The organism is Ammonifex thiophilus (genome assembly GCF_003368535.1).
Lineage (GTDB): Bacteria > Bacillota > Desulfotomaculia > Desulfotomaculales > Ammonificaceae > Ammonifex > Ammonifex thiophilus.
This window is the reverse complement of sequence record NZ_QSLN01000006.1, coordinates 62608-87296: the sequence shown is the minus strand read 5'-3', so window position 1 is coordinate 87296 and position 24689 is coordinate 62608. Positions and strand designations below refer to the sequence as shown.

The 24689-nt window shown below is 58.4% G+C and carries 26 protein-coding genes and 1 pseudogene; 26 read left to right on the top strand and 1 reads right to left on the bottom strand.

Going from position 1 to position 24689, the window contains the following annotated elements; all coding sequences use genetic code 11:
* From DXX99_RS06055 to cas4, 21 genes and pseudogenes are all read left to right on the top strand, one after another.
* Positions 1 to 892, top strand: an 892-nt coding sequence (locus DXX99_RS06055; protein ID WP_205664652.1) for a [Fe-Fe] hydrogenase large subunit C-terminal domain-containing protein, incomplete at its 5' end; no start/stop codon positions are given.
* Between the two features lie 14 nt (positions 893 to 906).
* Positions 907 to 1155 (top strand): NADH-ubiquinone oxidoreductase-F iron-sulfur binding region domain-containing protein, encoded by a 249-nt coding sequence (locus DXX99_RS06050; RefSeq protein WP_115792600.1) that lies wholly within the window; start codon positions 907 to 909, stop codon positions 1153 to 1155.
* A gap of 21 nt (positions 1156 to 1176) precedes the next feature.
* Positions 1177 to 2913 (top strand): NADH-dependent [FeFe] hydrogenase, group A6, encoded by a 1737-nt coding sequence (locus DXX99_RS06045; RefSeq protein WP_115792599.1) that lies wholly within the window; start codon positions 1177 to 1179, stop codon positions 2911 to 2913.
* Positions 2914 to 3111: 198 nt separating this feature from the next.
* Positions 3112 to 3279 (top strand): hypothetical protein, encoded by a 168-nt coding sequence (locus DXX99_RS11515; RefSeq protein WP_165847739.1) that lies wholly within the window; start codon positions 3112 to 3114, stop codon positions 3277 to 3279.
* Complete coding sequence (locus DXX99_RS11510; RefSeq protein WP_165847738.1) at positions 3258 to 3527, top strand: hypothetical protein; 270 nt, start codon at positions 3258 to 3260, stop codon at positions 3525 to 3527. The genes DXX99_RS11515 and DXX99_RS11510 overlap by 22 nt, the downstream gene beginning before the upstream one ends.
* Positions 3467 to 3751, top strand: a pseudogene (locus tag DXX99_RS12120) (phosphodiester glycosidase family protein); the annotation flags it as partial. The gene DXX99_RS11510 and the pseudogene DXX99_RS12120, both read left to right, overlap by 61 nt.
* Before the next feature lie 43 nt (positions 3752 to 3794).
* Positions 3795 to 4124, top strand: a complete 330-nt coding sequence (locus DXX99_RS11505) for a copper amine oxidase N-terminal domain-containing protein (RefSeq protein ID WP_240610840.1) — start codon at positions 3795 to 3797, stop codon at positions 4122 to 4124.
* A 27-nt stretch (positions 4125 to 4151) separates the two neighbouring features.
* Entirely contained in the window at positions 4152 to 4769 is a 618-nt protein-coding gene (locus DXX99_RS06030) for a manganese catalase family protein (RefSeq protein WP_115792597.1), read from the top strand.
* A 406-nt stretch (positions 4770 to 5175) separates the two neighbouring features.
* A complete protein-coding gene (locus tag DXX99_RS06020; RefSeq protein ID WP_240610839.1) occupies positions 5176 to 6087 on the top strand; it encodes a hypothetical protein in 912 nt (303 codons plus the stop codon).
* Positions 6023 to 6172: a CRISPR system precrRNA processing endoribonuclease RAMP protein Cas6 gene (gene cas6 / locus DXX99_RS11905; protein ID WP_338065871.1), complete on the top strand. Its 150-nt coding sequence runs from the start codon at positions 6023 to 6025 to the stop codon at positions 6170 to 6172. The genes DXX99_RS06020 and cas6 overlap by 65 nt, the downstream gene beginning before the upstream one ends.
* A complete protein-coding gene (locus tag DXX99_RS06015) occupies positions 6153 to 7211 on the top strand; it encodes a helix-turn-helix transcriptional regulator (RefSeq protein ID WP_115792595.1) in 1059 nt (352 codons plus the stop codon). Before cas6 ends, DXX99_RS06015 begins: the two co-directional genes overlap by 20 nt.
* Positions 7212 to 7259: 48 nt before the next feature.
* Positions 7260 to 9608 (top strand): CRISPR-associated helicase Cas3', encoded by a 2349-nt coding sequence (gene cas3, locus DXX99_RS06010; protein ID WP_165847735.1) that lies wholly within the window; start codon positions 7260 to 7262, stop codon positions 9606 to 9608.
* A 28-nt stretch (positions 9609 to 9636) separates the two neighbouring features.
* Positions 9637 to 11430 (top strand): hypothetical protein, encoded by a 1794-nt coding sequence (locus DXX99_RS06005; protein ID WP_115792593.1) that lies wholly within the window; start codon positions 9637 to 9639, stop codon positions 11428 to 11430.
* Complete coding sequence (locus DXX99_RS06000; RefSeq protein WP_338065870.1) at positions 11375 to 12403, top strand: DevR family CRISPR-associated autoregulator; 1029 nt, start codon at positions 11375 to 11377, stop codon at positions 12401 to 12403. Before DXX99_RS06005 ends, DXX99_RS06000 begins: the two co-directional genes overlap by 56 nt.
* Positions 12404 to 12416: 13 nt before the next feature.
* On the top strand, positions 12417 to 13133 hold the full coding sequence (locus tag DXX99_RS05995) for a hypothetical protein (RefSeq protein ID WP_134642958.1): 717 nt from the start codon (positions 12417 to 12419) through the stop codon (positions 13131 to 13133).
* Between the two features lie 25 nt (positions 13134 to 13158).
* A complete protein-coding gene (locus DXX99_RS05990; protein WP_115792591.1) occupies positions 13159 to 13518 on the top strand; it encodes a DUF4282 domain-containing protein in 360 nt (119 codons plus the stop codon).
* A 27-nt stretch (positions 13519 to 13545) separates the two neighbouring features.
* On the top strand, positions 13546 to 14343 hold the full coding sequence (locus tag DXX99_RS05985) for a coiled-coil domain-containing protein (protein WP_115792590.1): 798 nt from the start codon (positions 13546 to 13548) through the stop codon (positions 14341 to 14343).
* On the top strand, positions 14343 to 15329 hold the full coding sequence (locus DXX99_RS05980) for a BREX system ATP-binding domain-containing protein (RefSeq protein WP_115792589.1): 987 nt from the start codon (positions 14343 to 14345) through the stop codon (positions 15327 to 15329). Before DXX99_RS05985 ends, DXX99_RS05980 begins: the two co-directional genes overlap by 1 nt.
* On the top strand, positions 15330 to 16556 hold the full coding sequence (locus DXX99_RS05975; protein WP_115792588.1) for a BREX system ATP-binding domain-containing protein: 1227 nt from the start codon (positions 15330 to 15332) through the stop codon (positions 16554 to 16556). It begins immediately after the preceding gene.
* Positions 16557 to 16622: 66 nt separating this feature from the next.
* Positions 16623 to 16940 (top strand): CRISPR-associated endonuclease Cas1, encoded by a 318-nt coding sequence (locus tag DXX99_RS12235; protein WP_240610837.1) that lies wholly within the window; start codon positions 16623 to 16625, stop codon positions 16938 to 16940.
* The gene (gene cas4 / locus DXX99_RS12230) at positions 16822 to 17220 is read left to right on the top strand and encodes a CRISPR-associated protein Cas4 (RefSeq protein ID WP_240610836.1); all 399 of its coding nucleotides are present in this window, start codon (positions 16822 to 16824) and stop codon (positions 17218 to 17220) included. Before DXX99_RS12235 ends, cas4 begins: the two co-directional genes overlap by 119 nt.
* A gap of 29 nt (positions 17221 to 17249) precedes the next feature.
* Here the strand turns inward: cas4 and DXX99_RS05965 are convergent, their stop codons facing one another.
* Positions 17250 to 19409, bottom strand: coding sequence for a heavy metal translocating P-type ATPase (locus DXX99_RS05965; RefSeq protein WP_165847734.1), 2160 nt, complete (start codon positions 19407 to 19409; stop codon positions 17250 to 17252).
* A gap of 144 nt (positions 19410 to 19553) precedes the next feature.
* Between DXX99_RS05965 and DXX99_RS05960 the strand changes: the two genes are divergently transcribed.
* Genes DXX99_RS05960 through alr form a run of 5 tightly spaced genes read left to right on the top strand, consistent with a single transcriptional unit; the run spans position 19554 to position 24688 of the window.
* Complete coding sequence (locus DXX99_RS05960) at positions 19554 to 20894, top strand: histidine kinase (RefSeq protein ID WP_240610843.1); 1341 nt, start codon at positions 19554 to 19556, stop codon at positions 20892 to 20894.
* Positions 20869 to 21624 (top strand): LytR/AlgR family response regulator transcription factor, encoded by a 756-nt coding sequence (locus DXX99_RS12000; RefSeq protein WP_115792585.1) that lies wholly within the window; start codon positions 20869 to 20871, stop codon positions 21622 to 21624. Before DXX99_RS05960 ends, DXX99_RS12000 begins: the two co-directional genes overlap by 26 nt.
* 7 nt (positions 21625 to 21631) lie before the next feature.
* On the top strand, positions 21632 to 22006 hold the full coding sequence (acpS, locus tag DXX99_RS05950) for a holo-ACP synthase (protein ID WP_205664650.1): 375 nt from the start codon (positions 21632 to 21634) through the stop codon (positions 22004 to 22006).
* Positions 22007 to 22008: 2 nt separating this feature from the next.
* Positions 22009 to 23601, top strand: a complete 1593-nt coding sequence (locus tag DXX99_RS05945; protein WP_115792583.1) for an NAD(P)H-hydrate dehydratase — start codon at positions 22009 to 22011, stop codon at positions 23599 to 23601.
* On the top strand, positions 23579 to 24688 hold the full coding sequence (gene alr / locus DXX99_RS05940) for an alanine racemase (RefSeq protein WP_115792582.1): 1110 nt from the start codon (positions 23579 to 23581) through the stop codon (positions 24686 to 24688). Before DXX99_RS05945 ends, alr begins: the two co-directional genes overlap by 23 nt.
* The last annotated feature ends 1 nt before the right edge of the window (position 24689 follow it).

Sequence of the window (24689 nt, the reverse complement as noted above, 5' to 3'; positions counted from 1 at the left end):
GCGGATCGAGAAGGGTGGGGTGCTGCCTCAGTTCACCTCCTGCTCCCCTGGCTGGATTAAATTCCTGGAGCACTTCTACCCCGAGCTTCTGCCCCACGTCTCTAGCTGCAAGTCTCCCCAGCAGATGTTCGGTGCTATAGTTAAGACCTACTACGCCAAGCTTAAGGGTATCGACCCGGCCAATATAGTCTCGGTTTCCATCATGCCCTGCACGGCCAAGAAGTTTGAGGCCGCGCGTCCGGAGATGAACGCTTCCGGTTACCGGGACGTGGACATCGTGCTCACCTCCAGGGAGCTGGGGCGGATGATCAAGGAGGCGGGGATCGACTTTGCCAACCTGCCCGACGAAAACTACGACGATCCCTTCGGCACCGGCACCGGTGCGGGTCAGATCTTCGGGGCCACGGGTGGCGTGATGGAGGCAGCTTTGCGCACGGCCTACGAGCTGGCCACCGGCAAGACCCTGCCCAAGCTTGATTTCGTTGAGGTGCGCGGCATGAAGGGGATAAAGGAGGCTGCGGTGGAGTTCAACGGCAAGACCATAAAGGTGCTGGTGGCTCACGGTCTGGCCAACGCCCGGCTTCTGATGGAGAAGCTCAAGGCTGGGGAGCTCAAGGACTACCACTTCATCGAAGTGATGACCTGTCCGGGTGGGTGCATTGGCGGCGGTGGGCAGCCGATACCCACCACCACGGAGATAAGGGAGCAGCGTATAGCCGGGATCTACGAGCGGGACAAGAAGCTTCCTTACCGTAAGTCGCACGAAAACCCGGACATCAAGAAGCTTTATGAGGAGTTCCTGGGCAAGCCGCTCAGCCACAAGTCGCACGAACTCCTCCACACCCACTACACGCCGCGGCTGAGCTGGCAGGCCCTTAAAGCCGCTAAATAAAGGAGGGGGAGAGCATGGCTTTGTCCCAGGTGGCGGCGGACTTTGTGGCCATGGCGCGGGAGGAGTGTTGCGGGGAGTGTTTGCCAGGATTCAATGGGATGCTGCAGGTTACCGGGTTGGTGCAGAAATTGGCGGAGGGGACGGCTACGGTAGAAGAAAAGGCCCTGCTGCGTCAAACTCTGGACGTGATGGCTAGGGCGGCCAAGTGTAAGATGGGGCGGCTCAGCGCTCGTTTTCTGCGGCAGTTGCTCCGTGAGGCTTAAAGGGATGGGGGTGAATGCTTTATGGTGAGCCTCGTCATTGACGGGCAGAAGGTGGAGGTGCCGCGGGGGACCACCATCCTAGAGGCGGCCAAGAAGGTCCAGGTGAACATTCCTACCCTCTGCTACCTGAAGGACATCGGGCACGACGTGGGGGCCTGTCGCATCTGTATCGTAGAGGTGGAGGGTCAGCGCGACTTCGTGACCGCCTGTAACACGCCGGTAGAGGAAGGGATGGTGGTGCGCACCAACACGCCGGCGGTGCGGGAAGCGCGGCGTATGACCCTGGAGCTCATCTTGGCCAACCACCCCATGGAGTGCCCCACCTGTCCCCGCAACGGCAACTGTGAGCTCCAGAGCCTGGCGGCGCAGTTCAACATCCGGGAAATTCGCTTCCCCAGGGTTCGGCGCGAATTCCCCCTCGACGATTCTTCTGTGGCCATCATCCGCGACCCCAACAAGTGTATCGCCTGCCGGCGCTGCGTGACCGTGTGCGAGAACGTCCAGACGGTGGGAGTGCTGGAGCTCCAGAAAGTAGACGGGCAGGCCATCGTGGGAGTTAAAGGAGGCGTCCCGCTGGCTGAGACCAACTGCGTGCAGTGCGGGCAATGCGCTCTGGTCTGTCCGGTGGGAGCCATTTACGAGCGGGACGACACGGACAAGGTCTGGGCGGCCTTGGCCGATCCCACCAAGCACGTGGTGGTGCAGACGGCACCGGCGGTGCACGTGACCATCGGAGAGATGTTCGGCATGCCGGTGGGGACGGACGCCACGGGCAAGATAGTGGCGGCCTTGCGGCGTCTAGGTTTCGACGCTGTTTTCGACACCAACTTTGCTGCCGACCTCACCATCATGGAGGAAGGTTCGGAGCTTCTGGAGCGGATCGAGAAGGGTGGGGTGCTGCCTCAGTTCACCTCCTGCTCCCCTGGCTGGATTAAATTCCTGGAGCACTTCTACCCCGAGCTTCTGCCCCACGTCTCTAGCTGCAAGTCTCCCCAGCAGATGCTGGGCCCAGTGGTAAAGACCTACTACGCCCAGAAAAAGGGAATCGATCCCAAGGATGTCGTCATGGTCTCCATTATGCCCTGCACGGCCAAGAAGTTTGAGGCCGCGCGTCCGGAGATGAACGCTTCCGGTTACCGGGATGTGGACATCGTGCTCACCTCCAGGGAGCTGGGGCGGATGATCAAGGAGGCGGGGATCGACTTTGCCAACCTGCCCGACGAAAACTACGACGATCCCTTCGGCACCGGCACCGGTGCGGGTCAGATCTTCGGGGCCACGGGTGGCGTGATGGAGGCAGCTTTGCGCACAGCCTACGAGCTGGCCACCGGCAAGACCCTGCCCAAGCTTGATTTCGTTGAGGTGCGTGGCATGAAGGGCGTTAAGGAGGCTGCGGTGGAGCTCAACGGCAAGACCATAAAGGTGCTGGTGGCTCACGGTCTGGCCAACGCCCGGCTTCTGATGGAGAAGCTCAAGGCTGGGGAGCTCAAGGACTACCACTTCATCGAAGTGATGACCTGTCCGGGTGGGTGCATTGGCGGCGGTGGGCAGCCGATACCCACCACCACGGAGATAAGGGAGCAGCGTATAGCCGGGATCTACGAGCGGGACAAGAAGCTTCCTTACCGCAAGTCGCACGAAAACCCGGACATCAAGAAGCTTTACGAGGAGTTCCTGGGGAAACCCCTCAGCCACAAGTCGCACGAACTCCTCCACACCAAGTACACGCCGCGAGGGCTCATGCCCAAGAAGGGCTAAAGGGACCAGGTTTAAAAAGGGCGGTACCCGTTGCGGGGTACCGCCCTTTTTTGGCACGACTCTGGTACCACAAAGTACTGCAGGGGCAGGCGTGCTTTTCGACCTTCACACACGTCCGGCAAGGAGCACACGTTTGAAGCTTTTACTCCGAACCTTCTTTTAGAAGGTCTCGGATCCTGCTTCGGAGGTGGCCTCCGGGTGCGGAAGGTTTTCTCGCTGGGCGCGCTGGTGCTGTTCCTGTTTCTGGCCCCTTCCCCTGTCGGGGCACAGCCGGTGGAGTGCGTGGACTCGGTGGTGGAGGGCAAGAGGGTTTACATGATAAAGGTGGACGTTACCAACCCCGCGTGCAGGTCTTTCCGGTTCTGATCTTCACCCCGCAGTTCGGCCAGAGGGTGTGCTCTCCCGTGGCCGCGACGGTGGTGGTGCGCGGGGGCAGGGTGGTAGAAGTGGGAAGCGGGCCTTGCCCCGTTCCAGAAGACGGGTACGTCATAGGGTTCGGTCCGGCGGCAGCGGGCAAGTACCTCGACCGTTTCTATCCCGGTGCCAGGGTGGAGTGGTGGCCGGTGTGGGAGGAAAAGGGGGTGGGAAGCTCGGCTGGGCCGGCAGGACGGTAATCCAGGGAGGCCCCCTCCTCCTTAAGGACGGATCGGTGGTCCTCGATGGAGAGCTCGATGAACTTTACCGCAAACCCAAATTTTCCCGCTACGGCTCCTGGAGCTTTATCGGCTCCGACTTTGAAGGGCGGCTGGTGCTGGGATCGGTTCTGGGGGTAGCCTCCCTGTGGGATATGGCCCACGTCCTGCAGCGGGCGGGGCTTAAAGACGCCGTCTGCCTTGACGGCAACGCTTCCTGCGAGCTGTGGTACAGGGGGGCGCTACCTGGTGGTCCCAGGGAGGGAGCTTTCCAACTGCGTGGCCGTCCGGCTGGCCGATCCCTGGGTAGACGTGTACGTGGACTGGGACGGGCAGAAAGTTACCCTCCAGTCGGGCAGCGGGACGGTGACCCTTACCATCGGCTCCCCCGAAGCCCTGGTGGACGGGAAGAGGGTTAACTTAGATGTGCCGGCAGCTCTGGTTCCGCCGGGGCGCCTTTTCGTGCCTCTGCGCTTCGTGGCGGAAAGCCTGGGCTTCGGGGTGGAGTGGAAGGAGGGAACGGTTGAGCTCCGGCTTATGCGTATAAATCCTTCCTCCCGGGGAAAGTTAGAAGCGTAAAAAGCTTCAAGGAGGGGGAAGGAAAAGGTGTTTTACCACCGTAAGGATCAGTTGCTTTTCCCAGTGAGCGTGAGCAAACCCGATCCCCAATTTGCCGTAATGCTCATGGAACAGCTGGCCGGGCAAAACGGCGAGGTGGCGGCGGGTCTGCAGTACATCCTGCAGGGTTTAAAATGCAAGGATCCGGAAATCAAAGATCTGCTCCTGGATATCGGCATTGAGGAGCTCAACCACATGGAGATGCTGATCCACACCATAAACTTGCTGACGGAGGGGCAGGTGAGTACGGAAAGCCCCGAGGAGTATGCCCTGCAACTGCTGGGTGGCGGTGGTGCGGTCTGGCTCAACTCGGTAGGAGCGCCCTTCTGCGGCAGTTACGTGGACACGGTAGGCGATCTGGTGGCGGACCTGCAGTCGAACATTGCCGCCGAGTTCCGCGCTAAAGCGGTCTACGAGCGGCTTCACCGTCAGGCTACCGACCCCAAAATCAAGGAGATGCTGGAATTTCTCATTTCCCGCGAGGAAGCGCACGCGGCCATGTTCCGTCGGGCGCTGGAAAAGCTCATGCAGCGGGAAGAAGGCGTCCGGCGCGACTTCGCCGACACCCAGTACGCCCAGCAGTACTACAACTTCTCCCAGCCTTAAAAGCTTCATAAAGTCGGCAAGCCGGGGAAAACAAGCCCCGGCTTTTGATTTTTAGGCGCCGGGCGGCCGGGGCTCCGCACCGCAAGGCAAAGATTACTGGGGAAGGAGGAATTTTGAGGGGGACGGCAAACTAGCCTCATTGCAGGGAGGAGAGAAATTTTCGAAAACGGGGTGGTTCTGTTTCGAAAAATCAGCTCTCTCCGGAAGAACGCCAGAGGGCTGAAACCCTTGCGTTTCAAAGAGAAACAGCAGGCAATCGCGACGAGTTGCAATACCTTCCCCGATGACAAGGGGACTGAAGGTAGGGGGCGGGGGAGTGATTTAAAAAACATCTACGATTTGGCAGGGAAAAAGTTTTCCGGCTCGAATAATAGCAGAAAATAACTATGGATTTTGGTGGTACCCGATGAAGACGGTACCATGTACGGAAAAGTTGCTCCTTGCCTGCTACCGTATCTGCCTGCTGGCCGGGCCGGAGGGACTTTCCCTTCCCCCCTACAAAGGGAGCACCTTGCGCGGTGGCTTCGCCGGTACTTTTCAGAGGCTAGCTTGCGGTACAGGAACCAGGCAATGTAAGTCCTGCCCCCCGTGGCATCAATGCCCTTACAACTTAGTTTTTGAAAGTCGGCCTCCGCCAGATCCGGAAGCTCTGCGCAACTATAAAGGCGTACCCCGCCCTTTTGTCCTGGAACCGCCCCTGGAGACCAAAACTGAGTATGCCTCCGGTGAACTCTTAATTTTTCACCTTCTGCTCTTCGGTCACGCGCTCAACTTCTTCCCTCACTTCATTGTCACCCTGGACGAGCTCGGACGTCGGGGTATCGGCCGAGGCTGTCGCCCCTTCCTTCTCGCTGCCGTCGAGGCCGTCAACCCACTGACCGGCGAGGAAGCCCCCGTGTACCAAAGCGGCGACCGCATGATCCGAGTTCACGACCTTAGTTTCACTGCTAGGGATGTGTGGAAATTCTCCGGGATGGGTTCTCAGTCGGCGAGGCTGCGTCTGGACTTTATTACCCCCACGCGCCTCACCTTTGAAGGAAAGCCCGCCGTGCCTGGGTCCTACGTGCTCGCCCGCAACCTGCTGCGCCGTCTCTCTTCTCTTTACTACTTTCACCAGGGTTTTACCTATGAGGCTGATTTCCGGGCCATCGTAGCCCGAGCCCAAGAAGTCCGGTTGCTAACTCACAGCACCCGCTGGGTGACCTGGGAACGCTACTCCGCCCGCCAAGGGCCGCAAAGTCCCCTGCGGCGGGGTGGTGGGCTGGGCCATTTACGAAGGGTCTTGGGCGGAGTTTTACCCTCTTTTGCTCCTGGGTGAGTTCTTGCACGTGGACAAAGGTACCGTCTTCGGGCAGGGCAAGTACAAGGTGGTCGAGATTGGCGATGCAAGGGTTAAAGCTTAAAACTTTCGGCGCCGGCCGGGTAGAGGAGACAAAACGGATAGCCCGCATCCTGGAAATGGTGTGTCTTATTGCTTCCCGGCCTCGCCGTTACCGGCGCTCAGATTTAGCCCGGCGCTTCGAGGTGAGCGAGCGCACCATACAGAAAGACCTGGATATAATCCGGCACGCGCTTGGGCTCGAGCTTCGACACTCACCCCGAGGCTACTACTTTGAGAAAGTCCCCACCCTCCCGGTCCTGCAGTTTACTTTTGGCGAGGCGCTGTCCTTGCTTCTGGCGCTACAAGCAGCACGGCACCAGCTGGGACCCGAATTCGGTAATCTTGCTTCGGCGCTCAGACGGTTGACTTCCCTCTTTCCGCCGGAATTCGAAAGCCTGCTGCACCGACAAGCCGGGCTTCTCCCGTCTTCCAGCCGGAAGCAGCACCGACAACACTTACTCCTGCTTCTTAACCAGGCGCTTTTGCACCGGCGCAAGGTCAAAATGGTCTATTCCACCCACTCTCGTGGAGGGGAGCGGAGCGAGCGGGTGGTGCATCCTTACTGCCTGCTCCCCTATGTACGGAGCTGGTATCTCATCGCTTACTGTGAGCGGCGGCAAGAAACCCTCTTTTTCAAACTGGACCGTATCGAGCAAGCCTTTCTGCTCGACGAATGCTACCCTTTCCCCGAGGATTTCGACCTGGCTGCCTACCTGGGTTCCACCTGGGGCATCATGCGCGGCGCGGCCGGCGAACCGGTGGGAGTGGTCCTGCGCTTCGCCCCTGAAGCGGGCCGCCGGGTGGCCGAAGAAGACTGGCATCCCAGCCAGCAGGTGGAGGAGCTGGATGACGGCAGCGTGCTCTTCAAGCTCCGGGTGGCCGTAACGCCGGAGTTTGTAAGCTGGCTGCTCTATTACGGGAGCCAGGTGGAGGTGCTGGCCCCACCCGAGCTCCGGGGGAGGTTGGCGGAGGAGCACCTCAAAGCGGCCGAGGTGAACGGCAAAAAATTTTCTGATCATTTTTCCGGTGAGAACCACAGGGTTCCCACCGGCAGGATATAAAAGAAGTAGGAGGTAAGAGGAAAAACCTGGTTTTTGAGGGGGGAAGGCGTGAAGCTATTTCCTTTTCAGAAGCGCACGCGGGAAGCGTTGCTCAAAGGCCTTAGCGTGATTCTGCAAGCTCCTACCGGAGCAGGCAAGACGCTTGCGGCTTTGTCGCCGTTTATGGAAAGTCGTCGGAGGCCTGAACTCTATTCCTTTCCCCGTCAGTGTATCTATTCCGTACCGATGCGGGTGCTGGCCAACCAGTTCGTCACTGAATACCGGAAAATCGCAGAGGATTTGGGGTTGAGAAAGGGGGTTACCATTCAGACCGGGGACTGGCCTGAGGATCCTACGCTGGAGGGAGACTTAATTTTCACCACCATCGATCAGACCCTGAGCAGCGTTCTGGGGATACCTTACGCATTGAGCCTTGGCCGGGCCAATCTGAACGCCGGGGCGGTTATAGGTTCCTACCTCGTCTTTGATGAGTTTCACCTCTACCCTCCAGAGGGGGCGCTGAAGACCACACTGGAGGTTCTGCGCCTGCTCAAAGGCGTCACTCCTTTTGTGCTGATGACGGCTACCTTCTCGTCAACCATGCTTGCCACCCTGGGTGAGTTGCTGGAAGCGGAGATTGTCACCGTACCGGCAAAAGAGCTCCAAGAGATTCCTTCGCAGCAGGGAAAGATGCGCCGGTTTTACGCCCTGAGCGAACCGCTGAGGGCCGAAAAAGTGCTCGAGCATCACGACCATCGCACCCTGGTCATTTGCAATACGGTGGAGCGGGCCCAGCAGATTTACACTGAGCTTTGCCGGCTGGTAGGAGCCGATCGAGTAATCCTGCTCCACAGCCGCTTTACACCTGAAGACCGGGACAAGAAGGAAGAGCAGGTGCGGCGAGAATTCGGTAAAAACAAAGATGCCTGGTCCCAAAAGGCCCTCATTTTGGTAGCGACCCAGGTGGTAGAGGTAGGATTAGACATAACCTGCCAAAATCTTCACACGGAGGTGGCACCAGCTGCCAGCATCTTGCAGAGGGCCGGTCGCTGCGCTCGCTTCCCTGGGGAGCAAGGAGAGGTGTTCATTTACGCCGCGCCACCGGACAAGCAGGGCAAGCCCAATTATGCCCCTTACGTAAGCAGGAGCGAGATTGAGCTGTGTGAGAGTACCTGGCGGGCGTTTCACGCTCGCAGCGGCATGGTCTTCGATTTCCCTGCCGAGCAAGAAGTAATCGATGAAGTGCATACTCCGGTAGACAAGTGCTTGCTGGAGGAAATGCGCCGGGAAGAAGGGCAAATATGGGCTCTGATGGAGCGAGCTCTGGCCTTTTCCGATCCTTCGGTGCGGCGAACCCTCATCCGCAAGGTGGACAGCCGCACCCTCTTGGTGCACGACAACCCGGAGGAGTTGCCGAGCCCTTTCAACTGCAGCGGTTTTTCTCTGTGGCATGGTGTCTTGAGGGGGAAGCTAGAGGAACTGGAAGCGTGGCGGGAGGCCAAAGGATTAGACTGGGCTTTAAAGTACCCGGTGGAGATCGAAGAGGAGAAGGACACCGGGACAACAAAATACCGGTGGTTGCCCGTGCGCTCGCAAAAAGATTTAAGCACTTCCCTAGTCTTCGTGGTTCACCCCTCCCTGGTGGCTTACGATGAAGAACTTGGTTTCAGGTTCACGCCCGACGGAGGAAATTACCAGACCCAACCGGTTAGGAAGGAGCGGGAAGAGCGAGAACCTTTCACCTATCAGTTGGAATCTTACACCGAGCATGTGCGGGCCATGCTGCACCTTTATCGAAGCGAACTGGCCGAGCGCCTGAAATATGCTGCTTCTCGGTTGGAGCAAAAACTCGGTTTTCCCTGCGGGGGCATTGACCGGGCGGTTCGCTTGGCCATCGCTTTGCACGACTTGGGAAAGCTGGACGAGAGGTGGCAGGCCTGGGTCAGAGCCTATCAGGAGGCGATCGGGGAACCGGTAGGGGACAAGGATTTTCTAGCCGTCCACACCCACATGGAAACGCCGGAGCACCGGGAAGCCACTAAGCGGGTAGGTTTCAGTCGGCCATCTCATGCCGGCGAGGGGACTATTGCCGGAGCCAAGATCGCCCATCTGGTTCTGGAGCAGGAGGGACTTCGGCGGGCGGTGATCACTGCTGTGGCACGGCACCATAGTGCTCAAGCTAAGAGTTTTGGCGCTTATCGGTTATGTCCCCAAGCTCATAAGGTTTTGAGAGAAGCCTTAGAGGAGGCGGGTTTTGACGGTTCTTTTGCAGAGCACTGTTTGATGCGAGCGCCCGGAACCAAGCTGGAAAACCAGATCTTACGGTTACCGCCGGACGATCCCCATGGGTGGTGGCTGGCTTACTTTCTGATCGTGCGGGCTTTGCGTTTGGCTGATGGGAAATCGCAGGCAGAGTAGGAGACCTATGGCAGGCGGGAGGTGCACCATGTATAAAAGGGACTACTTCGTGGACAAGAGTACCGGAACCGCCGCTGACGTGCTGGCAGCTTACGGCCTGGCGGCCGTTCTCGACGAGATCCTGGCTCAAGCGCTGGGGAGAGAGGAGCGCCGGCGGGTGTGGATTCAGGATGCCGGACCTTATTACCTCATAAGCCTTGATCCTCCCTTGCAGGCTGAGTGGGTGGAACATTGCGCCTATTTCACCGGCCCGGCTACTTACATTGTGCGAAGGGACGAATCTCCTCCCCCAAATGTGCAGACGTATGTACGGGTCCGGAACGTAGACGAGGCGTGGGAACAGTGGCAGACTTACCGGGCTATATCCGAACAACTTCGAGGAAGTAATGCAGTAAGCAAGGAACTTAGGCGCCAGGTGGAGGATGCCAAGTTGCCTCCCGACTGGTATTTGGTAACTCTTCTGGGCACCACGCAAATGCAGGCTCTGAAGACTTACAACCAGGCCGTTACCCAATGGGCTTTGACGCGCGAGTATTTTACCTTTAACCTCAAAACCATTCTGCAGATGACTGCGGAGCCAGGCGTTGATCTTAGGGCCGTTTCCCGGGCCTGGTGGAACGAAGTCAGCAAGACCTTTAAAGGAGAGGAAAAAATAAAATGCGAATTGACCGCTATTCAACTTTTAAACCCTCACCAGGGGAAGGGGCAGAACCGCCCTAAAGCCAACGCTTTAGCTATGGAGAATATCAGTTCATTTTGGCTGTGGGAATTTGTTAAGGCTACGGGATTGTGGCTGTGTACCGCTCCGCGGGTGGTACGGGAAGCTCAGGAAGGGAGGCTTCCCCGCCAGCGAAAGATTTACGTTCTGGCTCCCCACAGGATCACTCTAGCTACGCACCGGAAGGTTTTCGACTGCTTCTCCGAGCGCTTGTGGAACGACACGGCGGTTAAAATGGACTGCCTTGCCGCTTTGCTTTACACGGACACCTTGCTGGAGTACAGCGAGGCCGGCCAGTATGACGAACTGGATTTTGAAGCTTACGGGCCGGAAAAGGTAATTGCTGGCTTTCACGTGACCCAGTACACCCTTCTCAACCCCCAGGCTTACACGGTCACGAACCTGGCTTTTCTTGGCCTTCCGGCCTGGACAGGAGAAATTCCCCGGAATGCCCGCGACCTGGTGCGCAACTTGCGAGAGGTCATCAGGGAACACCGGGAGGTGATATCCGGCGTAGACGAGGGGAGAAGCGATGGGTACAACCTGCTGCTGCGCTACCGCAACTTCCTTTCCGGGCGGAGCTGGGAAGATTTCTTTGCGTTCGCGGCCGGGTACAGTCATTACGCCATGCGCCGGATGGCGCAGGGTCAGTGGGTTGCTCTATTCACCACTGATGGATTAAGGAGGTTGATTATGGCTACGAACAAGCCTTTGGCGGCGATTATCGAGAATCCGGGGTTCAAGAACGTGGCCTATGCCATACGCCACAGCACGATAATTCCCCAGGGGCGTAAGGCCAGGGGGCAGGATGCCCTTTACGAAATCCGCTACGGTCTGGGTATGGAACTGAAACGCAAAGCAACGGTGCGCGACGATTTCGTGGCGGCTTTGACGGGCTTCATGCAAAGCTATAATCAAGAGAATAGCCAGATTTTGGAGAAGAGTGGGCGGCAGTTGAGGCGAGATCTTCGGACTACCGACATAGAGGATGTAATTCGGCTGGTTGACGAGTATGGTTCTGAAGTAGTGGCCAATTTGCTGGTTGCCTATGGCTACGCTCGTGAACCTCGTGAAGAGGCGGAACCAGCCGAACAAAACAAGTAACGTGTTAGAGGGAGGTATAGTGATGATAAAGTCTGTATATTCCATATCTGTATCCGGTAGGGTCATGCTCAACATGCACTCACTTAACAATGAAGGCGGTGAGGGAAATCAGATTACTACCCGGATGGTGAACATTGTTTACAAGGATCCTGGAACAGGTCAGCCGAGACTTGCCTCAGTTAACGCTATATCGGGTGACATGTTTAAACACATTCAGGCAGAGCATCTGTATTTGCGAGCCAAAGCGGAAGGTTTGCCTCTATGCGCCGGGTGCCAAAAGTTCAGCTCCAGCCGAGCGCTGGAAGATGACAATTTTATGCGTAATCTCTCTGCTCGAGATGCCGAAGTGATTGATTCTCTTCTGCAAATATGCGTGATCGACGATCTAGAAGGCAATCTAATCGCCCGCGGGAACCGTTCCATACCCCGTAAGAGCGTGGTGGAATTTGCTTGGGCGGTGGGGGTGCCCGATCTTACGCGTACGGAGAGCTATTTCCATGTTCGCTACGCCTCCGAACGGGGTGAGGAAGGGGTGACTCAGCCCATCTTTCACCGCCCGGCTAGCTCCGGCGTTTACGCAGTGGTGATGACCCTGGAGGTGGCACGTATCGGCTTTAACGATATAAGCCAGCAATATTCTGTCGATCAGGATCAGCGCGAAAAGCGCTACAAGGCTCTGCTGGAAAGTGTCCTTTACACTTTTGTGGAGCCGAACGGGGCTATGCGCAGCACCCAGAATCCTCACATTCTGGATTTTCAAGGTGTGGTGACGGTAAGTAGCCAGGTAGTTCCTGCACCAACTCTCAGCCCGCTTAGCGAAAACTACATAAGCGATCTCAAAAAGGTAGTGGACGCCCTGAACGGCATGCGTCCTGGTGCCATCGAAGTTCACGAGTTCAATTCCATGGCTGAATTTGCTGGGGTGATGCGTGAACTCGTATCTGATACAGTACCGTATACCCTAACCATTTAGCGAGGGTGGTCTTATGTGGTTGGTAGCCTACTATCAGCCGGTGGGGCTTTTTTCTCTAAAGATGGGTACGGCTACTTCTACCGCAGGGAAAACTTTGTTTTTACCCACTCCTTTTACCATTCGCACGGCCCTCCTGGACGCGGCTATACGCACTCAGGGATTGGAGAAGGCACCGGAAGTGTTTGCCATGCTCAAGACCCTAAAGATCGCCGCTCGTCCGCCGGAAGAAGTGGTGGTGACCAACCTTTTCACCAAAGTGTTTAAACCGCAAAGGCCCGATGCCCAGCGTGACGAGGCGATGCAGTCCTCGATAGCCTTCCGAGAGTACGCCCATTTGGGTGGCGATCTCGGTCTGGCCTTCGAGGGGGAGGAGCAGTCCTTACAGCAGCTGGAGGACTTGCTCCTCCAGATCAACTACTTCGGCAAGCGAGGAAGCTTCTTTCAGCTGATTCCTCCCCTTCGGCGGAGTGAAAAAATGCCGGAAGGCTTCGTGCTCTTGAAAGGAATCGGTTACGAGCGCTCAGAAATCGGTGACCGCGCAAGTTTCGCCCAGCCTCTCGGTGTCATCCAGGTGTTGGATGATTGGGGTCCCCGGCTTACTTTTGAAAAGATCAACGTCTACAACGATACCAGGATCGAGTTGGGACGGGACCGAAGCCAAGAAATGGTGATTCTGCCGTACCGTTTAGAAAGATCGAGCCGCAGCTTCAGCTACTACGTTCGATTGTAATCAGTTTTATAAGGAGGTGCTTTGTATGGAAGAAAAGTCTTTTTGGTCCAGGCTCTTTGACTTTTCCTTCTCCTCGTTCGTTACCCTGAAGATCATTCCGTTTCTCTACGGGCTGTGGATTGCCATCGGAGTGATAGTCTCCCTCAGTATGCTGGCGGGTGGCGCAAGCTTTATGCGTTTTGGCTACGGTTTTTCCGGCGGCAGTTTTCTCCTGAGCCTCATCTGGGCGGTGATCTACTTCTTCCTGTGGGTAATAGGCGGCCGGATCTGGATGGAGACCGTCATCGTTCTCTTCCGCATTGCCGAGAACACTTCTCTTTTGGTTCAAGCCAGCCGCGGGAAGCAGCCCAAGGAAGAAGGCCCTTCTCAGGAGGCCAGCATTTAATCAAGCCGGCAGGGAGGGAGATTCGAGGTGGATCTGGAGCACTTTCTCGATCGCGAGCTCGGAGAGGAGCGCCGGCAGCTTCTGGAGCGCAAAAAACAGATCCTGGCCCACCAGGCAAGACTCGAAAGGGCGCTGCGCGAAGGCGACTTGGAACAGGCTCAGCGCACAATAGAGCGCTACCAGGCAGCCCTGACCAAGCAGCAGGAAGCCCTCTCTTCCCTCAAAGAAAAACTTCCCGCTTTTGCCGTCTCCGATTACCTGCGCCAGGGCTTCGATCAGGGCTTCTTATCCGCCTGTCGCGCCCAAGGTTTGCCGGTGTCCGGAAACTTTCCTGACTACGAGGTCTTTCCCTTTCGGGTGAGAGTTTATCCGGAGCGGGGGGTCATAGAGGTCAACGAGCGCATCCTCCACATGCTCCGCCCCCGAGCTCTGGCCGCCTACCTTAAGGCGGAGCGGGAGAAGCTTTACCGGGCTCCCTTTAACGCTCAGCGCTTCATCGACACGCTGGCGCGGGTGTACGACATCTTGCTGGCGGTGAAGCAAACGCGTTTAAAGGTGGAGTTCCCGCCCGGCACCAGCATTCCCCTGGCGGATGTTTATGACCAGTTGGTGCTCCATCCCGGCTACAAGAGGCATTACTCTCGCGGCATGTTTGCTTTCGACCTTTACCGTCTTCTTCGCTCCGAGATACGCAGAGCTTCTGACGGGCGCTTGCTGGAGTTGGGGGAGCCGGCCCGCCGCATTAAACCCATAGTCATCTACGACGAGCAGGGGCGCGAGCTCCGTTTCACCAGTCTGCGCTTCGTCGGGGGAGGTGGGGAATAGTGTACGCTTCCTTCGTTGACTTCTTCCGCGAAGAATACCTGGAAGGGTTTATCAAGGCCGGGGGCAGCAAGATCAAATTTTATATGAGCGACCGGCCGGAGCTCCGGGCGGAGCTCTTCCGGGAGCTGGCGCGTCAGGCGGCTGGTTGCGGGTACGCGGTGGCGCAGGTGGACGCGGCGGCGGTGACCAAAATGCACCTCATCAACAACCTTTATCAGGCCATAACCTCTGAGTTGGATCTCGAGGGATACCTGCGAAGCTACGCCCGACGGGTGATAGAGCAATTGGGTTATGCCCCGGACGAGGTACCGGCAGGCAAGACCTTTGTGGACTGGGCGGTTGAGGTGCACGGGCGGGTTCCCGAGCGGCTGCGCCCGGAAACTCGCTCCGTGCTGGAGCGCGATCTTTTTCGCAACCAGGCTATAACCCGGGCTTTTGCCACGGCGGTTATGCAGCTGGCGGCCGACGAACTCGGGGCTTTGGAGCGAAAGCTCAATCCTGAAGACAAGGAGTTGCTTTACGCCTGGCTTAAAGGTGAGAACCCTCGCCTGTCTGAACTCAGGCGCTTTCACCTCTTTACCCGCATCGACCGTTACAACGCCCGGCTCTTCTTGCGCTCGCTGGTGGAGCTGGTGCGCCTGACCGGCTACCAGGGCCTTCTGGTGGTAGTGGACAACCTCGATGTGCTGCTGGCCCGGAGGGAAACAGGGCGCCTGCTCTATGGCCGGGCTGCTCGAGAGGAGTTTTACGAAAGCGTGAGGCAGTTAGTTGACGGCATAGATGCTCTGCACCACTTTATGGGGATCCTAGGGTTCGGCCGCGAGCTGGTCGATGACGATAAGCTCGGATTTAAATCCTACTCTGCGCTGTGGATGCGCATCCAGTGCGAAATCACAGGGAGCCGACCTAACCTATTCCGCGATTTTCTTGATCTAGACCGCTTATCTGGAGCTTCTTATTCCGTATCTTCTTCGGGAGGGAGTTAAATGCGTGATTACCAGGCCGTAGCCACGGTGGAGGCGCTGCGTTCCGGTGTGACCTCCCGGCATCTGGCGGCCATCTTTTCTTACGGAAGGGAGGCCTTGCTGGAGCGGGTAGAGCGCGATCTGGAGGAAGTGTCCCGAGAGGGACGCCCGCGGGCGTTGCTACTGCGCGGCCATTTTGGCGAGGGCAAGACCCACTTTCTCAACCTAGTCCTTAACCGGGCTCGGGAGAAGAACTTTGCCGTCAGCTTCGTAGTGCTGAGCAAAGAGACGCCCTTTAATCGCCTTGACCGGGTCTATCCCAAGGTGGTGGCCGGGACCTATCTGCCCGGAACCGAGGATCCGGGGATTGAGGTACTGCTACGCGATTTGCGCCCGGGCCACCCTTTAACCGAGGATTTACTGGCCGCTGTTCGGGAAGAGTTGCACCCCAAGCTCTTCTACGTGCTAAAAAATTATCTGGCAACCGGCGATACCTACCATCAGCACCTGCTTTACAGCGATTTGGCCGGGGAGTGGATACCCCTGGCCCAGTTGAAATCGCTGCACCGCTTAAACTTTGGCCGGGCACTGAAAACTCCTCCCTTCCGCCCTCAAGCCGATGCCTGGGATTACTTCCGCTTCCTGGCCCAACTCATCAAAAAGCGCGGCTTTGCCGGCTGGGTCATCCTGTTTGACGAGTTTGAGCTAGTGGGTACCCTCGGGCTTGCCGCCCGCTCCGAATCCTATTTCAACTTGGCCCGTTTCCTCTTTCCTCAGGAGGGGAAGGAGCTTCCCCATACCTTCGCAGTTTTCAGTACCGCTCATCAGCTATGGGAATTTAGGTTGCTTCCTCAGGAGCGGCACCGCCCGGACAAAGAAGAAGTGACGGCGCGCTTCAGGACAAAAGGGGAACCGGAAAAGGCCGAGCGCGCTCGGCAGGCTATCGATGCCCTACTGCGAGATGTGGTGGATCTAAATCCTCTATCCAGCTCCGAGGTACAGAGAATGCTTTCCAAGGTGGCGGAGTTCCATGCCCAGGCCTATGGCTGGCGGCCTGAAGTTAATTTGGAGGAATTACTACAAAAATTACTCAACAACCCCAAAGCTCAGCGCCTGCGCACCAAAATTCGCTATACGGTGGAGTATCTAGATCTCAAATACCTTTACCGGGAAGAGCCGGAAGTAGAAGCGGGGGAGCTCGAGGAAGGAGCGCTCGAGGAGGCGGCGGTTGCCGGAGAAGAAGCTTAGGAGTGCTGAGAAAAGGTAAGCTCGCCTCAGCTCAGCGGCACGGTAATAACGCGCCGGGAGCAAATTTTGGCTTACAACGATGCCCGCGGTGCGGCGCTGGCCATAGCTTTTATCGAAGGGAAACTTAAAAATCAGGCCAATGTGCTCAAATACTTTGCCAAGTACCGGCGAGTGGCCGATCCCGAACTCTATGCGGAGCTCGAGGCGCGGCTCCAGGAGATTCTTACCAAGCAGCCGTATATCGGGGGAAGATTCGTTGGTAAGCTTGGCCCTGCCGATAGTGGTGGAACAGAAGCTGGATGGCTCCTTTCTGGGCTTAAGCCCCAACCTCAGCACCGATGCCTTTGTTTTCTGGGAGCCTATGGTCACAGACATAAAATTTGACCGGCAGCGCGACTTTCACCGGCTCACCACCACCGGCTACGCTCTGGTAATGGAGGCTCTTTATGAATTTCCCGTCAACTTGGGCTGCATTGTCTACGGAGAATTTCGCGGGGACCGCCTCATAGTGAAGAAGGATATCCACATAATCAGCGACGAACTCCGTCAGTGGTTCATCAAAGTGAGGGACGAAAAGGCACGCCTGGTGGCAGAGGAAACTGATCAGGGCAAAGGGGAGTGCTACGAAGAATGCCCTTACTTCCATATATACTGGGGCGAGTGAGGGGGAAATTTGCGGTTTGGGCGGCCTGATTACATTCTCAACCGGTAAAGCAAAAGAGAGCTAGAAACGACCGAAACGCTGCTTAGCCCCATAAGCGCAGCGGCCATTACCGGCGAAAGGAATCCCAAGGCCGCTGCCGGTAGGGCCAGGGTGTTGTAAATAAAGGCCCAGAAGAGGTTCTGCTTTATCTTGCGGGCTACCGCCTTACCCAGTATAAGCGCTCTCTCTACTCCCCGCAGGTCTCCCCGGAAGAGAATTACTCCCGCTACCTCGGCGGCTACATCCGTACCCGTGTCTATTGCCAAGCTAAGGTCGGCCGAGGCCAGAGCGGGAGCGTCGTTAATCCCGTCCCCTACCATGGCTACCCGCCGCCCTTCCCGCTGCAGTTCTTTTACCAGTTTCACCTTATCTTCTGGCAAAAGGCCAGCATACCAGGTGCTGATCCCGGCCCTTTCAGCTACACGTCGGGCAGTTTCCGGGTTGTCTCCCGTGGCTAGGACGACCTTTATCCCCAGGCGTTCTAGTTTTTCTACAGTGCCACGTGCTTCTTCCCGGACGGAATCCGCCACGCCTATTATCCCGGCCAGGCGGCGGTCAACGGCTACAAAGATGACCGTGATACCCCGAGAGACGAGTTCCCGAGCTTTCTCTGTCAGCGCCTTCGTGTCTATACCCTTTTCATGGAGCAGCTCTTCCTTTCCCAGAAGAACCTCTCTCCCTTGTACTTGGGCCTCTAGGCCGAAGCCGGGTAGGGACCGCGCCTGGATTTCTCCGGCGATTGCGGAGGGAGTTGGTGCGAGGCGGGCCAAGGCCCGTCCTACCGGATGCTCAGAAAAAGCTTCGGCAGCAGCCACCAGGGAGAGGACCTTCTCCCGGTCAAAGCCCGGCGCCGGGTAAAACCCGGTGACCTCTAACCTCCCGTGAGTTAAAGTTCCAGTTTTGTCAAAAACCACGGTATCGATCTGGGCGGCTTTTTCCAGATACTCCCCTCCCCGGAAGAGTACTCCCGCCTTAGCCCCTTTTCCTAACCCCACGATGACCGCTGTGGGGGTGGCCAGCCCTAGGGCACAAGGGCAGGCCACCATCAGCACAGCTATCATCTGCCACAATCCTCGCTCCCAGTCTCCCCGGAAGACGCCCCACCCTACCAGGGTAAGGAGGGAGAGGACGAGTATGGCGGGAACAAAGTGGGCTACTATCCGGTCGGCCAGGCGCTGCGAGCGCGCTTTTTGCTCCTGAGCTTCGGTCACCAGCCGGATGATGCGCGCCAGGGTGGTCTGGCTACCGACCCGCGTGGCGCGAAGATAAAGCACACCGCTGTGGTTGAGGGTGCCTCCGGCGACTTGGTCGCCAGGTAGCTTTTCCACTGGCAGGCTCTCCCCGGTGAGCAAAGACTCGTCCACGGTCGAAAATCCCTTTTCTACCACTCCATCCACCGGTATTCGCTCCCCCGGCCGCACCACCAAGAGTTCTCCCACCTTAACCTCTTCCAAAGGCACCTCTTCTTCTCTGCCTCCCCGCAGTACCCGGGCTTTCTGGGGCTTGAGCGAGAGGAGTTCTCGCAAAGCCTCTCCCGTCCTCCGCTGAGCCTTTTCTTCCAAGTAGCGGCCCAGCAGGATAACCGTGATTATTACCCCTGCCGGCTCGTGGTGAGAGGGGAGCACGTGGTGCCAGTTGACGACCTGGGTAATGTAGACGGCGGTAGTTCCCAGAGCTACCAGAGTGTCCATGGTGGCGGTGCGGCTGGTCATTGCCCGCCAGGCTCCCCGGTAGAAAATAAGCCCGGGACCGAACTGGACGGCGGAAGCCAACAGGAAGGGCACGAGGTTACCTGCCAAGAGAGAGGGGAGAGGCCAGGAAAAAAGGTCGGCCAGGCTCCGGTAGATAAGGGGTAGGGTAAGGAAGAAGGCGGCCAGCAGCGGCCAGAGTAGCTCGGAGCTTTTGCCTTCTCTTTTAGAAGCGGTTTTCGCCGTCTCTTCCTCCAGAAGTTCCACGTTGAACCCGGCAGCCTTCACATAGTCCATCACCTGGGTCAGGGCGGCCGGGTGGCTCAGCTTGAGACGGATCCTACCGGAAACGACGCTCACCGCCGCCTCTTCCACCCCGGGCAGTTCTTTCAGCTTCCTTTCTAGGTTGGCGGCACAGGCCGCGCAGGTCAGGTTCTTCACGGCCAGGGAATGCTCGCTCACTAACATTACCCCCTACCGTTCTGCTTTCGCTACCTTAATTATAATGTTTTTCGCTGAGGCTTGGCCCAGCTTTTCTCCTTCAAACCCTTTGTGCTACAATTGTTCTTAACCTGCAGCTTTTCGGTAGATCGGGGTTTGAAGACCATGCGCTTCCTGGAGAAGAGCCGAGGATACTTGCTGGCCGAGGTAGTGGGGCTGGAGCTTTTCCTCCTGGTGGTGGCTACCGCCCTCTGGCCTCAGTTTTGGCGGGCAGCCCTCTTTCTGGCCCTGGCCAACGGGCTCCTCTTCCTTGTTCTACGCCGGCGCGGCGGGGAAGAGCGGATATCGGTGCGGGCTCTGGACAGCCAAACGCTCGACCCCACCTTGAAGATAGCGGACGAGACCCTTCCTTATCTGCGGCGCGGTCTTAACCCGGAAACGGCGGTCAAAATAGCGGAAATCATCCAGCGCATAGGTGACGTGCCGGCAGTGGCCATCACCGACCGGGAGAGGATTCTGGCTTTCCTGGGGCCGGGCTGCGACCGGCACCCGCCGGGCGGGGGAATAGTCACCCACGCCACCAAGCGGGTGATCGAAACGGGAGAGATAAAGGTCGTGGAGCGGCGAGCCGATTTCGAGTGCCCGGTCAAGGATTGCGTGTGCCCCCTGGGGGCGGCGGTGATTGTCCCCCTCAAATGCCGCGGCGAAGTGGTGGGGACAGTTAAACTTTACCGGACGGAGGAGGGGCCCCTGCCGCGCACCCTGGTCAACCTGGCGGTGGGTATAGCGCAGATCTTGGGCATACAGATGGAGCTGGCGGAACTTGACCGTCAGGCTCAATTGGTAACCAAGGCGCAGCTTGATGCTCTAAGGGCGCAAATCAACCCGCATTTCCTTTTCAACACTCTGAACACCATCATCATGTTCAGCCGCACCAACCCCGACCGCGCCCGGCGCCTGCTGATAAGGCTGGCTTCTTTCTTCCGGCACGCTCTCAAGTCAACCGGTCACTTCACCACCCTGCGGGAGGAGATGGAGTGCGTCAACACTTATCTAGTGCTGGAAAAGGCCCGCTTTGGACAGAAGCTGCGCTTCGTCCGGAGCATAGATAAAACCCTTTACGATTATCTGGTACCCGTGCTCACCCTGCAGCCGCTGGTGGAGAACGCCATAAAGCACGGCATCACGCCCAAGCTGGGACCGGGCACGGTGCGCATCAGTATAAGGCGGCAGGGAGAGGAAATGCGGGTGGAGGTAGCCGACGATGGCGTGGGCATTCCTCCCGAGCTCATGCCCAGGATCCTTACCCCCGGCTCGGCCTCGGGCAGCGGGGTGGGTCTTTACAACGTCCACGAGCGACTGCGGGGGCTTTTCGGCGAAGGGTATGGCCTGGAGATCAAAAGCGAGCCAGGCAAAGGTACAGTGGTGAGATTTCGTCTTCCCCTTTTGCGGGAAGTAAAGGAAGAGGAGGGGAGTAAGGTTGAAGCTCAGGGCTTTGATCGTTGATGACGAATACCCGGCTAGGCAGGAGTTGCGTTACGCCCTATCGCGTATCGATAACGTGGAAGTCGTAGGGGAGGCCACCAACGCCCAAGAGGCGCTGATGCTCATAAAAGCTCTGGACTACTCGGTCCTCTTTCTGGACATCGCCATGCCGGGGATGAACGGTCTGGAGCTGGGTTCGATCATTCAGGAGTTGCCGCGTCCCCCTTACGTCATTTACGTCACCGCCTATGACGAGTACGCGGTTAAGGCCTTCGACGTCAATGCGGTAGACTACATCCTCAAGCCCATCGACGAGAAAAGGCTGCGCAAGGCCATTGCTAAGGTCATGCGCCTCATGCAGGGAAGCAACGGGGAGGTCGCGGCCACGGCCGAACCCCGTCCTGAGCCTCTGGCCCGTATAGACCGCATACCGGCTGAGAAGAACGGCAAGACGGTGCTGGTGGCCGAGGGAGACATCGTTTTCGCCTTTACCGAGGGAGATGCGGTGTACCTCAAGACCTATGGCGACAAGTTCCTGACGCGCTTCACCTTGAAGGAATTGGAGGCGCGCCTTAACCCCAATATCTTCTTCCGCACGCACCGCTGCTTCATAGTAAACCTGCATAAGGTTAAGGAGATCATTCCTTACTTCAACGGGACTTACTCCCTAGTGGTGGACGACAAGGAGAAGAGCGAGGTTCCCCTCTCTCGGGCTCAAGCCAAGAAACTTCGGCGCATTTTGGGATTCTAAGATGCTCGTGGGAATAGGGACGGACATAGTGGCGGTGGCGCGGGTGAAAAGGGCGCTGGGCCGCTGGGGGGATCGCTTTTTGAACCGCGTTTTTACCCCCGGCGAGCGGGCCATGGGTCTGGGTAGAAGGGATGCCCTTTGCTTTTGGGCCGGGCGTTTTGCTGCCAAAGAAGCGGTGCTGAAGGCGCTGGGGACGGGGCGGCAGGGGATAAGCTTTCGGGAAATAGAAATTGTGGCCGACGGTAAGGGCCGGCCGGTGGTGAGGCTTTTGGGCCGAGCTCAGCTCCGGGCGGAGGAACTGGGTGTCAAAGAGATCTGGCTGAGTATCGCTCACGAGAAGGGCTACGCCGTGGCTGTAGCTTACGTCGAGGGGAGGGAATAGTTTTGCGGCTGGTCACCGCGGCGGAAATGCGGGAAATAGACCGCCGGGCCATGGAGGAGTATGGGATTCCCAGCATAGTCCTCATGGAGAACGCCGGCCGTTGGGTGGCTCAGGTGGTGGCCTCCCGGCTGGGCCGGGTGGCGGGAAAGAGAGTGGTGGTTCTATGCGGGCGGGGGAATAACGGGGGGGACGGGCTAGTGGCGGCCCGTCACCTCTGGCAGCAAGGGGCGCAGGTAAAAGTCTTCCTGGCGGCTGAGCCCGAGAGCTTGCGCGGGGACGCCCTGACCAACGCCACCATATGGCGACGCCTGGGGCAAGATTTTTACCCCCTCCTATCTCCCACCGGCCCCCAGGCTTTTAAGTTGGCCATAGCCAGGGCCGATGCGGTGATCGATGCCCTTTACGGTACCGGTTTCCGGGGGGAGCTGCCGCCGGAAATCCGCCCGGTGGTGGAGGCCCTTAACGCCTCCGGGCGTTTCGTGGTGGCGGTGGATATCCCTTCGGGCCTGGAAGCCGACACGGGGCAGGTGAGAGGAGTAGCGGTAGTCGCGCACGTGACCGTCACCTTCGGCCTCCCCAAACTGGGGCTGGTGCTGGAGCCCGGCGTCCGTTACGTGGGGGAGCTCCTGGTAGCTGATATAAGCTTGCCCTTGCCCCTCATTGCCGGTAACGGGCCGGGGCGCTACTACCTCACCGGGGAGATGGTAAGGTCCTGGCTTCCCTCCCGTCCTCCGACGGCCCACAAGGGAAACTTCGGGCACGTCCTGGTGGTAGGGGGTAGCCGGGGGATGATAGGTGCCGCTTGCCTTACCGCTGCGGCGGCTATGCGGGCCGGGGCGGGCCTGGTCACCCTGGCCGTGCCCCGCAGCTGGCAGGAAATAGCGGCCGCCAAGCTTACCGAGGTCATGACCTTGGGGCTGCCGGAAACGCCGGAAGGACAGTTATCTTGCGCGGCCTGGGAGAGCCTAAAGCCCCTTCTCCCCCGCTTTACGGTTTGCGCTTTGGGTCCGGGTCTTGGCCGACATCCCGAGACCGTGGAGCTGGTGAAGAGAATGGTGGCGGAAATCGATCTTCCCCTGGTGCTGGACGCCGACGGTATCAACGCCTTCGCCGGCGAGGCGCACCTTCTGAAGCGGCGCTCCTCACCCCTAATCCTCACTCCTCACCCTGGGGAGATGGCTCGGCTTTTAGGGGTGAAGGCGGCGGAGTTGGCCGACAAGCGGGTGGAAGTGGCGGAAAGGGCGGCGCGGGAATGGGAGGCGGTGGTGGTTCTCAAAGGGGCCCGTACCGTAGTGGCTGCTCCCGATGGGTACACGGGGATAAACAGCACGGGCAATCCGGGGATGGCTACTGGTGGGACGGGGGATGTGCTGACCGGGGTCATAGCCGCACTCTGGGCGCAGGGGCTCGATCCCTTCCGGGCGGCAGCGGCCGGGGTTTACCTCCATGGGCTGGCCGGGGATCTGGCGGCGGAAGAGAAGGGAGAGGCTGGGCTTGTAGCCGGGGACCTGCTAGAGAAGCTACCTTTGGCTTGGCGACACACCGCTGCGACGGAGGAGGCCAAGGAACAGCATGGATTGTCCTGTCTGGGCTGAAGTCAGCCGGGAGGCCCTGCAGCACAACTTGCGGGTGGTGAGGGAGACAGTCGGGCCCTCGGTCCGGATAATGGGAATCGTAAAGGCCAACGCCTACGGGCACGGGCTAGTACCGGTGGCCAAGATCTTGGAAGAGGCGGGCGTGGACTGGCTGGGAGTGGCGCGAGGGCAGGAGGCCTTAGAGCTCAGACGTGAAGGGGTGGACCACCCCATTTTAGTTTTGGGGTACGTGCATCCGGCCGAGTGCCCCGCTCTTTTAGCCCAGGAGGTAACTCTGACCGCTTACAGTGAAGAAATCTTGCGCGAGTGGGCGGGAATAGCCCAGCGGGAGGGCAAACGGCTGAAGGTGCACTTTAAAGTGGACACGGGCATGGGGAGGCTGGGCTTTAAAGCCGGACCCGCCGGTAAAGAAGCCATTCTGCGCTTGGCCACCCTTCCCCGGGTGGAGGTTGAAGGCATTTACACCCACTTCGCCTGCGCCGACTTGCCCGAGGAAAAGCCCACCCGCAGCCAACTGGAAAAGTTTATAATGCTATTAGAGGAGTTGGAGCGGGCGGGCCTCTCCATTCCTCTACGGCACGCGGCCAACAGCGCGGCTCTGATCCGCTTTCGGGAATCGCACCTGGATCTGGTGCGGCCGGGAATCATGCTTTATGGGCTTCTCCCTTTCCCTTCGGCCCAGGTAAATCTACGCCCGGCCATGACCCTGAAGGCCCGGGTGGTGCAGGTGAAGCGGGTAGAAGCAGGTTTCCCGGTGAGCTACGGCTGGACCTATCGCACCCCCCGTCCTTCCCTTCTGGCCACGGTGTCGGCGGGTTACGGTGACGGCTACAGCCGCCTTCTGAGCAACAAGGGGGAAGTTTTGCTGCGCGGGCGCCGCTTGCCAGTGGTGGGAAGGGTGTGCATGGATCAACTGATAGTAGACGCTACCGAACTGGGAGAGGTGGAGCCAGGGGAAGAAGTGGTACTCTTCGGCAGGCAGGGGGAGGTCTCCCTGCCGGTGGAGGAGTTGGCAGAAAAAATCGGCACTATTAACTACGAAGTGGTCTGCGCCGTGAGCGCCAGAGTGCCACGCGTTTACCTCTAAG